The organism is Elstera litoralis (genome assembly GCF_000963705.1).
GTDB lineage: Bacteria > Pseudomonadota > Alphaproteobacteria > Elsterales > Elsteraceae > Elstera > Elstera litoralis.
This window is the reverse complement of record NZ_LAJY01000093.1, coordinates 1-14,765: the sequence shown is the minus strand read 5'-3', so window position 1 is coordinate 14,765 and position 14,765 is coordinate 1. Positions and strand designations below refer to the sequence as shown.

Below are 14,765 nucleotides of genomic sequence, written 5' to 3'. Positions count from 1 at the left end.
TTAAAACCTACATGAAATCCTTGAGCCAAGGCCAGCGCATCTTCATTTTTATGAGCGACTCTTATTTACGGTCGCCGAACTGCATGTATGAGCTTTATCATATCTGGCAACACAGCGAGCAATGCGAAAAGGATTTTATAAACCGCGTCCGCATTTACCTGATCTGCGGTTTAAAAATAGATACACCACAGAATATAGCCCCCTATTCTAAGCACTGGAAAGAAGAATACGCCCAACGGGAAAAACACCTCCGGGACGAAATCAGCCAACAGGAAGAAGCGAAGGAGCTGCGGGAAGATCTTCGCCACATCGGCCATTTTTACCACTCCATCGCCACCATCCTTTCTACCATCAACAGTCATCTTAGGCCGTTAGAGTGGAATAAGTTCATCGAGTACGCCCTAAATGACCTCACCCCGTCCCCTAACGCGCAAACCGCTTCGCCCCCGCCACGCACAGCACCACCACGCCCGTGACCGCCACCATCGGCCAAGCCACCGTTTCGCCCAGCAGCGTTGCCGCCAAGGTCAGCCCAAAGAAGGTTGGAGAAGCTGCAACTGCCCGACGCCTGCGATTCCGCCCAGGGCGAGGCCGCGATACCAGAAGACGAAGCCGATCAGCATCGAGAACAGCGAGACGTAAACGAGGCTCCACAGGGCGGGGGTGCCGATGCGGCTCCAGTCGGCGGGTTGCAGCAGCAGGGCGGCGGTCGCCATGAACGGCAGCGACAGCACCAGCGCCCAGGAGATCACTTGCCAGCCGCCCAAGCGCCGGGAGAGGGCCGCGCCTTCGGCATAACCGAGGCCGCACACGATGATCGCGGCCAGCATGAAGCCGTCGCCGACCAAAGAGCCCGCGCCGCCCTGGACGAAGGCAAACCCGGCGACGCAGGCGCTGCCGATGCCGGAGAAAAGCCAAAAGATCGGGCGCGGGCGCTCGCCGCCGCGCAAAAACGCCGAAAATCGCGGTGGAGAGCGGCAGCAACCCGACGAAGATCATTGAATGGGCGGAGGTGACGTGCTGCAAGGCGAGCGCCGTGAGCAGCGGAAAGCCAACGATGACGCCGAGCGAGACGATCAAGAGCGACAGAAGATCGCGTTTCGCCGGACGGGCTTGGCGGAACAGGATCAGCAGCCCGCCCGCGCACAGGCCCGCGATGGCAGCGCGCGCCAGGGTGAGGAAAACCGGATCGAAATCGGCCACGGCCAGGCGGGTTGCGGGTAGCGAGCCGCTGAAAATCAACACGCCGAGAAAGCCGCTCAGCCAACCGTCGAGACTTTTATCCATCATAAGGCCCTTTTCGTCGAATGCCCCTTCTGTATCGGCGGAAAGCGCTGGTACGGCTAGGGACAGTCCAGTACAATTCCACAAAACTGTATTGGTCAAATGTACAGTACGGAGGCGCGATGGACGGCACCACCCCCTTGAGCCTAGTTGACCAAGTGATGCAAACCGTGCGCGGGCGCATCGCCGCGCGCACGCTGACGCCGGGGGCCAAGCTTCCCTCGATCCGGGGGTTTGCCGACAGCCTGGGCGTGTCGAAATCGACCGTGGTGGAAGCCTATGAGCGTTTTGAGCGCCGAAGGGGTGATCCGCGCCCGTCCCGGCTCCGGCTTCTATGTGGCAGGGGGCTTGCCGCCGCTCAGCCTCGCGCAGATCGGCCCGCGCCTCGACCGGGCGATTGATCCGTTCTGGGTCTCGCGCCTCTCGCTCGATGCCGCCGAGGATGTTCTGAAACCCGGTTGCGGTTGGCTGCCGTCGGACTGGTTGCCGGAGGCCAGCCTGCGCCGGGCGTACGGGGGTTCGCGCGGGCAGAGGATGCCGCGCCTTTCACCGAGTATGGCACCCCGCTCGGCCTGCCCGACTTAAGGGTTTTGCTGGCGCGGCGTATGGCCGACCAGGGCATCGAAGCGCCGCCCGATCAAATTCTGCTCACCGAATCGGGCACGCAAGCCATCGATCTTCTGTGCCGGTTTCTGTTGGAGCCCGGCGACGCCGTACTGGTCGATGATCCTTGTTATTTTAACTTCCACGCGCTGCTAAAAGCCCATCGCGCCCAGGTGATCGGCGTGCCTTATACGCCGAACGGGTCGGATGTGGAGGCCTTCGCCGAAGCCCTCACTGCCCACCGCCCGCGCCTCTATATCACCAACTCCGCCCTGCATAACCCCACCGGCACCACCCTGTCGCCGCTGGTGGCGCATCGGCTGCTGAAGCTGGCCGAAGCCGCCAATCTGACTATCGCCGAAGACGATATTTTCGCCGATTTCGAGCCCGACCCGGCCCCGCGCCTCGCGGCTTTCGATGGGCTGAACCGGGTCGTGCGCATCGGCAGTTTCTCGAAATCTCTCTCGGCCTCGGCGCGCTGCGGCTATATCGCCGCGAAACCCGAGTGGATCGAGGCCTTGATCGACCTGAAAATCGCCACCTCCTTCGGCGGCGGGCGCATCGGGGCGGAACTGGTGCTGTCGGTTCTGAAAGACGGCAGCTATCGCAAGCATATGGAAAGCGTGCGCACGCGCCTTGCCCGCGCGATGGCGCTGACGATCAAGCGCCTGAAGCCGCTCGGCATTAGCCCTTGGGTGGAGCCGCGCGGCGGGATGTTTCTCTGGGCACAATTGCCCGAGGGGCTCGACGCCGCCGAAATTTCGCAAAAAGCGCTCGCCGAGCGGGTCATTCTCGCGCCGGGGAATGTGTTCAGCGCGGCGCAATCCGCCGCCGGGTTCATGCGCTTCAATGTGGCGCAATGCACCGACGAGCGGGTGTTTTCGACCCTCGCCCGCGCCATGAGTCGCCCTTAAACCGCCCAAGGGGTTCGCTTTGATATATTTACATATTTACAATGTTATTTTTCGTAAATAACATTGACGTTTCTATTTTTGTGAAATATTAAAATCATACCTTTGCCACAGCAAGGAGTGCTACCGTTCCTTACAACTTAAAGGGGTGATTATGGTTTCGACAAAACGCTCCCTCGGCCTTGCCGTTTCCATCGCTGCCCTCTTGATCGGCGCAACGGGCGCTTCCGCCGAAACCGCGAGCCTGCGCATCGCCCAGCAGTTCGGCATCGCCTATCTACCGCTGATCGTCGCCAGCGAGCGCGGCTTGATCGAGCAGGAGGCGAAAGCCCTCGGCATCACCCCGCCAAAGATCGAATGGCTGAAGCTGTCGGGCGCTACCGCCATGAACGACGCTTTGATTTCCGGCGGCCTCGATTTTGCTACGGGCGGGATCGCCCCAATGATCGTGGCCTGGGATAAAACCCGCACCAATGCTAAGATTATTGGCGTCGCGGCGCTGGGCTCGATGGCGAATATCATCACCACGAATAATCCCAACGTTAAAACCATCGCCGATTTCACCGAGAAAGACCGAATCGCCATGCCCGCCGTGAAGGTCGGGTTTCAGCCGATCGTGCTGCAAATGGCCGCCGATAAGGCTTTCGGAAAATACGATAAGCTCGACGAGTTGACAGTGAGCATGCCCCACCCCGATGCGACCGCCGCGATTCTCTCGGGCCGGTCGGAAATCACCGCGCATTTCACCTCGCCGCCCTTCGTGCAGCAGCAACTCGCCACCGGCAAGGTCCATGCGGTGCTGAACAGCTACGATGTGCTCGGCGGCCCGCACACCTTCAACGTGGTTTATTCGACCGCTAAATTCATCGCCGCCAATCCGAAAACCCTTCAGGCTTTCGTTGCCGGGCTCGATGCCGCGAACGCTTGGATCAAGACGAACCCGGCCGAGGCCGCCACCCTCTATATCAAGGCCGAAAATTCCAAGCTGGAGCCCGGCTTTGTCGAAGCGATCATCCGCGCGCCGGACGTGAATTTCTCCACCACGCCGGAAGGCGCGCAGAAATTCGCCGATTTCCAGGCGAAGCTCGGCATCATCAAACAAACCGCGACCTCCTGGAAAGAGATGTTCCAGGCGGGTTTGCACAGCAAGCCGGGGAACTGAGGCCGCGATGGACGGGGTTCCGCGCCGAGAAACACTGCCCCCCGCCCCGGCCCTCGGTCCGGCGTTGCTGGAGGTGCGCGACGTTTCCATTCGCTACGATACGGCGAGCGGCCCGCTGACCGCCGTGGACCGGGTGAGCTTCACCCTATCGGCGGGCGAGCGGCTGGTGCTGTTGGGGCCGTCGGGCTGCGGGAAATCGACCCTGCTGCGCGCCGTCGGCGGGTTCCTTACGCCCTCCTCCGGCGAACTCCGCCTGCGCGGCACCCCCATCACCCGGCCAGGACCGGACCGGATGACCGTCTTCCAAGAGTTCGACCAGCTTCTGCCCTGGCGCACCGTTCTGGGCAATGTTCGCTATGCGCTGCAACGCGGGCGGGGGTTGTCGCGCGCCGAGGCCGAGCCGATTGCCCGCGACTGGATCAATCGCGTCGGCCTTGCCCGCGCGGAAAATGCCTTTCCCCATACGCTGTCGGGCGGAATGAAGCAGCGCGTCGCCATCGCCCGCGCCTTCGCGCTTCAGCCCGATCTATTACTGATGGACGAGCCTTTTGCCGCGCTGGACGCGCTCACCCGCCGCCGCATGCAAGACGAGCTTTTGGCGCTCTGCCTCGATACCGGGGCCACCGCCCTGTTCGTGACCCACGGGATCGACGAGGCCATTCGCGTCGGCACGCGGATTCTCGCCTTCACCCCCCATCCGGGGCGGCTGGCGGCCAGTTTCGACGTGCCGGAAAGCGTCCGGGAACGCGGCACCCCCGCTTTTGCCGCCCTCGAAGCCCATATTCAACACAGTGTTTTCGCCAGCCCGGAGGCCGATCATGGCTGAGATCGCCACCGCCCGCGCGCTGCCGCTCGGCCGCTTAAACCAGTTTCTTGCCCGCCTGCCGGGGCGGCGCCTCATCATTCTCGCTGGGCTCGCCTTGCTGTGGGAAGGCTACGCGCGTTGGCTGGATAATTCCCTCCTCCTGCCCACCCTCGGCGCGACGCTCGGGGCCCTGTTCGACGGGATCGCTTCGGGGGAGTTGCCGGATCGAACGCTAACCTCGCTGCAAGTGCTGCTCAGCGGCTATGCTCTGGGGATTTTATTCGCAGCGATTCTGACCGGGCTTGCGGCTTTGTCGCGCTGGGGCAGCGAGGCGTTGGGGCTGCTGACCTCCATGTTCAACCCGCTGCCCGCCATCGCGCTGCTGCCGGTGGCGCTGCTGTGGTTCGGCGTTGGGCAGCCGAGTTTGATTTTCGTTATCGTCCATTCGGTCCTCTGGCCGGTGGCGCTGGCCTGCCACGCCGGATTCCGCGCCGTACCGCCGACGCTGCGCATGGCCGGGCGCAATATGGGCGTGAGCGGCGGGCGCTTTGTAGTGGAAATCCTCGCCCCCGCCGCCTTTCCGCAAATCCTCTCGGGCCTGCGCATCGGCTGGGCTTTTGCCTGGCGCACCTTGATCGCCGCCGAACTCGTGTTCGGCGTAAGCGCCCGTTCCGGCGGCTTGGGCTGGTATATTTACGTCAATCGGGCACAGTTGGAGACGCCGAGCGTTTTTGCCGGACTGCTGACCGTCATTATCATCGGCCTTGTCATCGAGGGGCTGCTGTTTCGCACCCTCGCAAAAATAACCGTAAACCGCTGGGGGCAGGAACAATCATGAGTGCTTCTTTCGAAATCCGCGATTTGCCCGAAATTTTGGGGGCGGAAATCCTCAATCTCGATCTGTCGCAACCGCTGGACGATGCCGATTTTGCCCGCATCCGCCGCCGCTTGGCCGACCGGGCCGTGCTGGTTTTCCGCGATCAGGAAGCCCTCACCCCCGACCAGCACATCGCCTTCAGCCGGCGTTTTGGGCCGCTGGAAATCCATGTGCAGCATCATTTCCATCTGGCGGGCCACCCGGAAATTCTCATCGTCTCCAACGTTATCGAGGACGGTAAGCCCATCGGCCTCGTCGATGCCGGGAAATATTGGCACTCGGACCTCTCCTATATGGCCCTGCCCAGCCTGGGGTCGCTGCTGCATTCGAAGGAATGGCCCGCCGAGGGCGGCGATACGCTTTTCGTCAATATGGTCGCGGCCTATGAGGCGCTGCCCGACGATCTCAAAGCGAAAATCGACGGGCTGTCCGCCGAACACAGCTACCTCGCCCGCAATCTCAAGCAGCAAAAGCTGAACGGCGAGCTGCGCCCCGGCCTGACCGCCGAGCAGGCCGCGCGCGTGCCGCCGGTGGTTCATCCTATCGTGCGCGTCCATCCGGAAAGCGGCAAGCGCGCGCTGTTTGTCAGCGAAGGCTTCACCACCCATATTCTCGGCCTGCCGGAAGAGGAAAGCGACGCGCTGCTGGCCCAGCTCTACGCCCATTCCACCGCGCCGCAGTTCCAATACCGGCACAAATGGCAGCCGAACGATATGGTCTTTTGGGATAACCGCCAGACGCTTCACCTCGCCACGGGCTGCCCGCCAGACCTGCGCCGCACCTTGTATCGGACGACCATTCAAGGCGATGCGCCGCGCGGGATTGCGGCCTAACGCGCTCTGTGATGCAAGCACTGAAAGGCGGGGGGCTTCCCCGCCTTTTTTGTCACCGCGACAAGGTTTGTTTTCCAAGCTGGGGCGAAGCTCGCAATAGTCGGGGGCTATAAAATTACGATTGAGACGAAGCAATGAAGATTGTGATTTTGGGGGCCGGGGCAGTCGGCGGGCATATCGCCGCCCGTCTGGCCAAGGCAGGGCTTGCGGTTTCGGTGATTGCGCGCGGACCGCATCTGGCCGCCATCCAGGCGAACGGTTTGCGGCTCACTACCGAGGCCGATGATTTCACCGTGCGCCTCCCCGCCTCTGACCGCGCCGAGGATTTTGGGCCGCAGGATTTGATTATCAGCACCGTGAAGGCCCATAGCCTCACCAGTGTCGTGCCCGCCCTCAAAAGCCTCTCAGGGCCGCAAACCACTATCGTCTATGCCGTCAACGGCGTGCCCTGGTGGTATTTCCACAAGCACCCGAACCCCGACTGGGCCGAACGCCCCATCGACCGGCTCGATCCCGGCGGTCTATTGTGGCGCGAGGTTGGGGTGGAGCGCGCCCTGGGCTGCGTCATTCAATCGCCCAACACCATCGTCGCGCCGGGGGTCATTCACTGCAAATGGGCACAGAGCAGCTTTACCCTGGGCGACCCGGCGGGTGGGCTGACCCCGCGCCTTGCCGCCATCATTGACGCGCTGAAACCGGGGCTGGATGGGGTAACCGCAACGCCGGATATCCGCACCGCCGTGTGGAAGAAAATCGCGCTGAATGTGGCAGGCTCCTGCCTGGGCGTGCTGACCCTCTCCGCCGAAGGGCAGGTCATCGCCGATCCGAACCTCTTGCCGCTCTATGAGACCCTGCTGAGTGAAGCCAGCGCCGTTGCTGCCGGGCTTGGGGTGAGCGCCGCCCCCGATATTCCAACGCGCTTGAAGGCGATGGCGGGCAGCACCCATCGCGCCTCGATGCTGCAAGATTTGGAGGCTGGGCGTCCGATGGAAATCGAAGCGCAGCTCGGCGCGGTCCAGGAACTCGCCCGCCTCGCTGGCGTGCCGGTGCCGACCCTCGACACGCTCCTTCCCCTCATCCGTGCCCGCGCGCGGGCCTAACGGGGCTTGCGCGGGCGGGCGGTTTCGTCAATCTTCTGAGGATGATGAAGCTCCCCCCGCCCGGTGCCGTGCTCCTGCTGATCGATCTGCAACAGGCGATCGATCATCCCTCCTGGGGACGGCGCAATAATCCCGAGGCGGAGGCGAATATCGCCCGCCTGCTCGCCCATTGGCGGCATAAGGGCTGGCCGGTGTGGCACGTGCGCCATGATTCGACCGCGCCGACCTCGCACTATCGCCCCGGCCAGTCGGGGCATGATTTCAAGCCGGAGGCGCTGCCGCTGCCGGGCGAAACCATTATCGCCAAACAAACCAACAGCGCCTTCATCGGCACCGATCTCGATGCCCTGCTGCTGGCAGCAGGCTACCGCGCCCTCGTGGTGGCCGGGGTCATCACCAATAATTCCGTGGAAGCCACCGTGCGCATGGCCGGAAACTTAGGCTTCGACACCTATTTGGTCGAAGACGGCTGCTTTACCTTCGACCGCAAGGATTGGACGGGAAAGCATCACACCGCCGAAGACGTTCACGCCATGTCGCTCGCCAATCTCGACGGCGAATATTGCACGGTTCTGACGGCGGCGGCGGTATTGGGGACGGAGGAAACCAGCCGATGATTTCGCCCAGCACCCTCACCCAAGCAATCGCCGCCGGGATTATCACCGACGCGCAGCACCAGCAGTTGCTGGCTCTCGAAAAAACCAACGCCGACGTGCCGCAAGACGACGAAAAACTGCGCTTCATTACCGGCTTCGGCGATATTTTCGTCGCCATTGGCCTCGTGCTGTTCCTCGGAGCGTTCGGCTATTTCCTTTTCGCGTGGACGCCTGCCGTGATGGGGGCCGGGAGTGCCGCCGCCTGCTGGCTGCTGGCCGAATTTTTCACCCGCAAGCGCCGTATGGCGCTGCCGAGCCTGCTGTTGCTGGCGGGATTCGTTGGGAATATTGTCATCGCGGTCAGCTTTACCCTGGCGCTCAGTCAATCGGATAAATCACCGCTGGAATGGCATTTTGCCTTAGGCGGATTGGTCGCCGCTGTCGCCGCTTGGGGGCATTATCGCCGCTTTAAGACGCCGATTTCCCCGGCGGCGGGCTGCGGCGCGCTGATCGGCATGGTCGTGACTCTGGTTTACGCCGTCGCGCCTGATTCTGCGCCTTTAGTCGTGCCGTTTCTGCTGCTTGTCGCGGGAATGATCGCCTTCACCCTCGCCCTGCGCTTGGATTTTCAAGACCCGGCCCGCGAGACCCGACGCACCGATATCGCCTTTTGGCTGCACCTGCTCGCGGCCCCACTGATTGTCCATCCAACGATGTTTTGGATCGGCGCGCTCAGCAGCGGTAGCAATCCGGCCTTAACCCTGGGCTTGTTCTTCCTCCTCGCGCTCGCAGCTCTGGCGGCGGACCGGCGTGCGATTCTGGTCTCGGGCCTCATCTACGCCGGGGCGGCGATCTCCTACCTCGGGGAGACGCGCGGGCTTTCCTCCGATACGCCGGTTGCCCTCGCCCTGCTACTGCTGGGGGCGCTCATCCTCGCTCTTAGCGCCGGGTGGCGGGCGATTCGGCGAACGGTGCTAGCGCTCCTGCCCGCCCGTCTCCGCCGCGTTTTGCCGCAGGCGATTTGAGAAACGCTTGATCTGGATCAGGAACCGCCGTGCCCGCAGGGGCTAAGATGGTATCCTGTTCCGCTCATCCGATCAGGAGAGATCATGCGCCTCCCCCTCATCGTCTTCATCGCAAGCCTTGCCTTTGCCGCAGCCGCCCGCGCCGATGGCGATGCCGCTGCGGGATTGAAGGTCTATACGACCAAGTGCAAGATTTGCCATTCGGTCGATGCCAGCGGCAAAAACGGCGTCGGCCCTGGGCTCAACGGCGTGTTCGGGCGCACAGCGGGCACCAAAGAAGGCTTTGCCTATTCCCCGGCGATGAAAGCGATGGGCACGGTTTGGAGTGCCGACACGATCAAAGCCTATGTTGCCAACCCCAAGGACAGCGTTCCGGGCAATAAGATGGCCTTCGTCGGCATCAAAAACCCGGACGAGCTGGAAAACCTCATGGCCTATTTGAAAGAGGTAACGAAATAGCCCGCCCCCCTTGATCCCCGCACCGGCTCCGCTATGATCCGGGCAGCTTTGGCCTCGAAGGGAAGACTCCGCCATGACTGCCGCCCATAAGCCGGTCGAAACCATTCTGGTCGATACCACTACCATTCCCTGCGATGGCGACGGCGGGGCGCTGGGGCATCCGCGCGTCTACCTCAATATCGAAGCGGCGGGCCGGGTCGAATGCCCCTATTGCGGGCGCGAATATGTGCTGAAAGAGGGCGCAAAGAGCCACGCGGGCCATTAAGCCGGTGGCTGGCAAAACCCTCTACTTGGTCGATGGCTCGGGCTTTATTTTCCGGGCCTATCACGCGCTGCCGCCGATGTCGCGCCCCGATGGGGTGCAGGTGAATGCCGTCTATGGTTTCACCAATATGCTGGCGCGGCTGCTGAGCGATGCCGGGGCGGAACGCGTCGCGGTGATTTTCGACGTGTCGCGCCACTCGTTCCGCACGGAGCTTTACCCGCAGTACAAGGCCCACCGCCCGCCCGCGCCGGAAGATTTGATCCCGCAGTTCGCCTTGATCCGGGAGGCGACGCGCGCCTTCAATGTCCCCGCGATTGAGCTTGAGGGGTTTGAGGCCGACGATCTGATCGCCGCCTATGCCGCCGCTGAAATTGCCGAAGGCGGCGACGTGATTATCGTCTCCTCCGATAAGGATTTGATGCAGCTTATCCGCCCCGGTGTGTCGCTGCTCGATCCGATGAAGAACAAGCCCATTGGGGCTGCCGAGGTGATGGAGAAATTCGGGGTTCCGCCGGAAAAAGTCGTCGATGTGCAGGCGCTGATGGGCGATAGCACCGATAATGTGCCGGGCGTGCCGGGCATCGGCCAGAAAACCGCCGCCGAACTGATTAATCTCTACGGCGATCTCGATACGCTGCTGGCGCGGGCTGAGGAAATCAAACAGCCCAAACGCCGCCAGAGCCTGATCGAGCACGCCGAGCTTGCCCGGATCTCACGCGAGCTTGTGCGCCTGCGCGAAGACGCCCCGCTGCCGGTAGCCCTGCCGGAACTCGACAAACGCCAGCCCGACCCCGAGGTGCTGAAGGAATTTCTGGTCGCGCAGAATTTCCGCTCGATGCTGTCCAAACTCCTGGGGCCGGATGGGGTGAAGCTGGCTGTCGCCCGCGCGGCAGCAACCCCTGCGCCAACCGTTGCGCCCGCGCCCGGCAGCGTGACGATGCCGACGCCCGCCGATGCGCCCCGGAACTACGAGCTCGTGCAGACGCGCGACCGGCTCGACCATTGGATCGCCCGCGCCCATATGGTCGGCCAGGTGGCCTTCGATACGGAAACCAGCAGCCTCAATGCCGCCTCGGCAGAATTGGTCGGGATTTCGCTGGCGGTTGCGCCGGGCGAAGCCTGCTATATCCCGCTCGCCCACGGCACCCCCGGCGGGCAGCTCGATCTCGGCGGCGACCGCCCGCAGCAAATTCCGCTGATCGAAGCGCTCGACGCGCTAAAACCGCTGCTGCTCGACCCGAGCGTGCTGAAAATCGGCCAGAATCTGAAATATGATATGGTCGTGCTGGAAAAATACGGCGTTTCGATTACGCCCTATGACGACACGATGCTGCTCTCCTACGTGCTCGACGGCGGCAAGCATGGGCACGGGATGGACGAACTCGCCGAACGCCACCTCGGCATCACCACGATTTCCTATGAGGAAGTCTGCGGCAAGGGCAAGAAGCAGATCGGTTTCGCCGAAGTTGCGCTCGACCGCGCCCTCGCCTATGCCGCCGAAGACGCCGATGTTACGTTGCGCCTGCATTCGGTGCTAAAGGCTCGGCTGCTGCTGGAACGGCAAGTGCATCTCTATGAGAGCATCGACCGGCCAATCCCGACGATCATCACGGCGATGGAAACCACCGGCGCCCTGCTGGACCGCAACCGCCTGCGCGAGTTGTCCACCGATTTCGGTCAGCGGATGGCGGTGCTGGAAAGCCAAATCCATGAGGCGGCGGGCGAAGTGTTCAATATCGCCTCGCCGAAGCAGTTGGGCGAAATCCTGTTCGGTAAGCTCGGCCTTGCGGACCAGGGCAAGACCAGCAAGACCGATAATTACTCAACCTCGGTGGACGTGTTGGAAGATCTGCGCGCGTCCCACCCGGTCCCCGGTATGGTGCTGGATTACCGGCAGTTGGCGAAGCTGAAATCGACCTATGCCGATGCCCTGGTGGAGCAAATCAACCCGCGCACGGGCCGGGTTCACACCAGCTTCGCCCTGGCGCTAACCACCACCGGGCGGCTGTCGTCGTCGGACCCGAATTTGCAGAATATCCCCATCCGCACCGAAGAGGGCCGCAAGATCCGCGAGGCCTTCATCGCGCCGGAGGGGCATAAGCTGATTGCCATCGACTATAGCCAGATCGAATTGCGCCTGCTGGCGGAAGTGGCGGGCATCGACACGTTGAAAGAGGCTTTCGCCGCCGGGGTCGATATTCACGCCCTCACCGCCTCGCAGGTGTTCGATGTGCCGCTGGAGACGATGGATAAGGAAACAAGGCGCAAGGCCAAGGCCATCAACTTCGGCATTATCTATGGCATGAGCGCTTTCGGCCTCGCCCAGAATATCGGCGTCAGCCAGGGCCAAGCGCAGGCCTTTATCCGCGCTTATTTCGAGCGTTACCCCGGCATTCGCGCCTATATGGACCGGATGAAGGCTTTCGCCAAAGAGCATCAGTTCGTCGAAACGCTCTTCGGGCGGCGCTGCTGGGTGCCGACGATTGCCGACAAAAACGCCGCCCGCCGGGGTTTCGCTGAACGCCAAGCTATCAACGCCCCCCTGCAAGGCACTGCCGCCGACATCATGAAGCGGGCGATGATCCGAGTTGCCGCCACGCTGACCGAAACCAAGCTTCCGGCGAAAATGATTCTAACCGTCCACGACGAACTTTTGTTCGAAGTGCCGGAGAACCATATCGACGAGGCTATCGCCACTTTACGCCCAGTGATGGAAAACGCCGCCGGGTCTGTGGTATCGGTGCCCCTGATTTGCGAAGCCGGGGTCGGCCAGACCTGGGCCTCCGCGCATTAATCCCTGAAGAGGTAAGAAAATGGTTGAGATTGCCGATCGCGAAAACACCCTGTTCCTGGAACTGAAAGATGGCCGCGTGACCATCGAACTGTTCCCGGACAGCGCGCCGAACCATGTGGCTCGCATTAAGGAATTGGCGCGCGAAGGGTTTTACGACGGGATCGTCTTCCACCGCGTCATCGAAGGCTTCATGGCCCAAACGGGCGATCCCACCGGCACCGGTTCGGGCGGCTCGGGCAAGAAGCTGAAGGCGGAGTTCAACGACCGCAAGCACGTGAAGGGCACCTGCTCGATGGCACGCGCCGCGAGCCCGGATAGCGCCGACAGCCAGTTCTTCATCTGCTTCGGCACCACGCCGCACCTCAACGGCCAATATACCGCTTGGGGTCAAGTCATCGACGGCATCGAACATGTCGACGCCATTAAGCGCGGTGCGCCCGGTTCGGGCTCGGTGAAAGACCCGGATCAGATCGTCTCGATGAAGGTGGCCGCCGATGTTGCGGAGTAACCTCTCCCGCCGCGCGGTTCTGGCCGCCGCCGCCAGCCTGCCGCTGCTGGGGCTCCCCGCCCTGGCCGCCGCCACGCCCGATAACACCCTGGTTCTGGAACTCTCGACCGGCCCGGTCGTGATCGAACTGCGCCCGGACCTCGCCCCGAAGCATGTGGCGCGCATTAAAGAGTTGGTGCGCCAGGGCTTCTATAATGGCGTGGTGTTTCACCGCGTTATCGATGGCTTCATGGCCCAAGGCGGCGATCCCACCGGCACCGGCATGGGCGGGTCGGGCGTGAAGCTGCCGCGCGAGTTCAGTTCTGAAAAGCATCGGCGCGGCACCGTGTCGATGGCGCGCGCGCAAAGCCCGGATAGCGCCGACAGCCAGTTCTTCATCTGCTTCTCCGATGCGCCGAACCTCGACGGGCAATATACCGTTTGGGGCCGCGTGACCTCGGGCATGGAAGCGGTGGATAAACTGCGCAAGGGCGATTCCAGCCGCAACGGCGTGGTGACGAACCCGGATAAGATCGTTAGCGCTTATATCCAGGCCGATAAAAAGTAGTGCTGCCGACCGCGCCGCTGCTGGTGCCGACCAGCCTCGAAACCGAGCGCCTTCTCCTCCGTCTGCCGGAGGAGAAGGATTTGCCGGGCATGACCGCCTTCGTGCAAGACCCGCTGTCGATGCGGTTTTTCGGCGGCGTGCAGGGAGCCTACGGCAGTTGGCAGTTTCTCGTCGGCGCGCTCGGTCACTGGCAGATCCGCGGTTTCGGCTTTTACAGCGTGATCGACAAGGAAAGCGGGGCTTGGATTGGCCGCATCGGCTTTATCCGCCCCGTAACCTGGCCCGCGCTGGAACTGGCCTGGGGCCTGCTCTCCCCCTATTGGGGCAAGGGCTATGCGCCGGAAGCGGCGTTAGCCATCCGCGCCCATCGCCCCGCCGGCGAGCGGCTGGTAAGCTGCATCGATCCCGAAAACCTTGCCTCCCGCCGCGTGGCCGAAAAGCTGGGCTGCGTTGAAGCCGAAGAAACGCTGCTGTTTCATGAATACCCGGCCCGCGTTTGGGAGCATCCCCCCGCCTGAACGCCTCTCTGACCAAGCTTTGTGCAATGCGGCAGTTTGACGGCAGCGATTCTATGCTACACTCTTCCCTAACGAAAAATGAGCGACGCTTTTAGGGAAGGTGACGTAATGACCCAACCGCAATCGGTTCCCCCGCACGCATCGGCCCAGGACACGGGAAGCGATTCCAAGCGGCAGATTACGATTAAGAAATACGCCAATCGCCGCCTCTATAATACGGCGACCTCCAGCTATGTGACGCTCGATACCCTGTGCCAGATGGTCAAGGACGATGTGGATTTTGTCGTCTATGACGCCAAAACCAGCGAAGATATTACCCGGCAAGTGCTGACGCAGATCATCGTGGAAGAAGAAGGCAAGGGCCAGAATATGCTGCCCATCAGCTTCTTGCGCCAATTGATTGGCCTGTATGGCGATAATATGCAGTGGCTGGTGCCGAGCTATCTTGAAACCGCCATGCAAAGCTTTGCCCGCAATC

The 14,765-nt window shown here is 62.4% G+C and carries 18 protein-coding genes and 1 pseudogene; 17 read left to right on the top strand and 2 right to left on the bottom strand.

Annotated elements, in window-relative coordinates:
- Nucleotides 1-476 (top strand): hypothetical protein (locus VZ95_RS23855; protein WP_198148090.1); only part of this gene is annotated, 476 nt, incomplete at its 5' end.
- A gap of 51 nt (nucleotides 477-527) precedes the next feature.
- On the opposite strand, the gene VZ95_RS28515 is transcribed toward VZ95_RS23855, so the two are convergent.
- Both VZ95_RS28515 and VZ95_RS28510 read right to left on the bottom strand, forming a co-directional pair.
- On the bottom strand, nucleotides 528-950 hold the full coding sequence (locus VZ95_RS28515; protein ID WP_332307981.1) for a DMT family transporter: 423 nt from the start codon (nucleotides 948-950) through the stop codon (nucleotides 528-530).
- A gap of 49 nt (nucleotides 951-999) precedes the next feature.
- Nucleotides 1,000-1,287 (bottom strand): annotated as a pseudogene (locus VZ95_RS28510) (EamA family transporter); the annotation flags it as partial.
- A gap of 20 nt (nucleotides 1,288-1,307) precedes the next feature.
- Here VZ95_RS28510 and VZ95_RS28505 point away from each other — a divergent pair.
- The 16 genes from VZ95_RS28505 to phaR all read left to right on the top strand — a co-directional run.
- Nucleotides 1,308-1,685, top strand: a complete 378-nt coding sequence (locus VZ95_RS28505; RefSeq protein ID WP_332307980.1) for a GntR family transcriptional regulator — start codon at nucleotides 1,308-1,310, stop codon at nucleotides 1,683-1,685.
- 78 nt (nucleotides 1,686-1,763) lie between these two features.
- A complete protein-coding gene (locus tag VZ95_RS04750) occupies nucleotides 1,764-2,801 on the top strand; it encodes an aminotransferase-like domain-containing protein (protein ID WP_332307982.1) in 1,038 nt (345 codons plus the stop codon).
- A 151-nt stretch (nucleotides 2,802-2,952) separates the two neighbouring features.
- Complete coding sequence (locus VZ95_RS04745; protein ID WP_045774854.1) at nucleotides 2,953-3,960, top strand: ABC transporter substrate-binding protein; 1,008 nt, start codon at nucleotides 2,953-2,955, stop codon at nucleotides 3,958-3,960.
- Between the two features lie 7 nt (nucleotides 3,961-3,967).
- Nucleotides 3,968-4,786 carry an ABC transporter ATP-binding protein gene (locus VZ95_RS04740; RefSeq protein WP_045774853.1) on the top strand — a complete coding sequence of 273 codons (819 nt, stop codon included), beginning with the start codon at nucleotides 3,968-3,970 and terminating at the stop codon, nucleotides 4,784-4,786.
- Nucleotides 4,779-5,603 (top strand): ABC transporter permease, encoded by an 825-nt coding sequence (locus VZ95_RS04735; protein ID WP_045774852.1) that lies wholly within the window; start codon nucleotides 4,779-4,781, stop codon nucleotides 5,601-5,603. The genes VZ95_RS04740 and VZ95_RS04735 overlap by 8 nt, the downstream gene beginning before the upstream one ends.
- Nucleotides 5,600-6,475, top strand: coding sequence for a TauD/TfdA dioxygenase family protein (locus VZ95_RS04730; RefSeq protein WP_045774851.1), 876 nt, complete (start codon nucleotides 5,600-5,602; stop codon nucleotides 6,473-6,475). The genes VZ95_RS04735 and VZ95_RS04730 overlap by 4 nt, the downstream gene beginning before the upstream one ends.
- Before the next feature lie 134 nt (nucleotides 6,476-6,609).
- A complete protein-coding gene (locus VZ95_RS04725; protein WP_045774850.1) occupies nucleotides 6,610-7,575 on the top strand; it encodes a ketopantoate reductase family protein in 966 nt (321 codons plus the stop codon).
- A 41-nt stretch (nucleotides 7,576-7,616) separates the two neighbouring features.
- Nucleotides 7,617-8,192, top strand: a complete 576-nt coding sequence (locus VZ95_RS04720) for a cysteine hydrolase family protein (RefSeq protein WP_232302478.1) — start codon at nucleotides 7,617-7,619, stop codon at nucleotides 8,190-8,192.
- Complete coding sequence (locus VZ95_RS04715) at nucleotides 8,189-9,196, top strand: hypothetical protein (protein WP_045774848.1); 1,008 nt, start codon at nucleotides 8,189-8,191, stop codon at nucleotides 9,194-9,196. The genes VZ95_RS04720 and VZ95_RS04715 overlap by 4 nt, the downstream gene beginning before the upstream one ends.
- A gap of 84 nt (nucleotides 9,197-9,280) precedes the next feature.
- Nucleotides 9,281-9,655: a c-type cytochrome gene (locus VZ95_RS04710; RefSeq protein ID WP_045774847.1), complete on the top strand. Its 375-nt coding sequence runs from the start codon at nucleotides 9,281-9,283 to the stop codon at nucleotides 9,653-9,655.
- A 73-nt stretch (nucleotides 9,656-9,728) separates the two neighbouring features.
- Nucleotides 9,729-9,920, top strand: coding sequence for a zinc-finger domain-containing protein (locus VZ95_RS04705; protein WP_045774846.1), 192 nt, complete (start codon nucleotides 9,729-9,731; stop codon nucleotides 9,918-9,920).
- Nucleotides 9,921-9,924: 4 nt separating this feature from the next.
- Nucleotides 9,925-12,714 carry a DNA polymerase I gene (polA, locus tag VZ95_RS04700; RefSeq protein ID WP_232302477.1) on the top strand — a complete coding sequence of 930 codons (2,790 nt, stop codon included), beginning with the start codon at nucleotides 9,925-9,927 and terminating at the stop codon, nucleotides 12,712-12,714.
- A gap of 19 nt (nucleotides 12,715-12,733) precedes the next feature.
- Nucleotides 12,734-13,222, top strand: coding sequence for a peptidylprolyl isomerase (locus VZ95_RS04695; protein ID WP_045774844.1), 489 nt, complete (start codon nucleotides 12,734-12,736; stop codon nucleotides 13,220-13,222).
- A complete protein-coding gene (locus tag VZ95_RS04690; RefSeq protein WP_045774843.1) occupies nucleotides 13,209-13,769 on the top strand; it encodes a peptidylprolyl isomerase in 561 nt (186 codons plus the stop codon). Before VZ95_RS04695 ends, VZ95_RS04690 begins: the two co-directional genes overlap by 14 nt.
- Nucleotides 13,769-14,287, top strand: a complete 519-nt coding sequence (locus VZ95_RS04685) for a GNAT family N-acetyltransferase (protein ID WP_052711486.1) — start codon at nucleotides 13,769-13,771, stop codon at nucleotides 14,285-14,287. The genes VZ95_RS04690 and VZ95_RS04685 overlap by 1 nt, the downstream gene beginning before the upstream one ends.
- A 108-nt stretch (nucleotides 14,288-14,395) precedes the next feature.
- Nucleotides 14,396-14,765: polyhydroxyalkanoate synthesis repressor PhaR (phaR, locus tag VZ95_RS04680; protein WP_084627577.1), on the top strand; the 370-nt coding region annotated here is incomplete at its 3' end.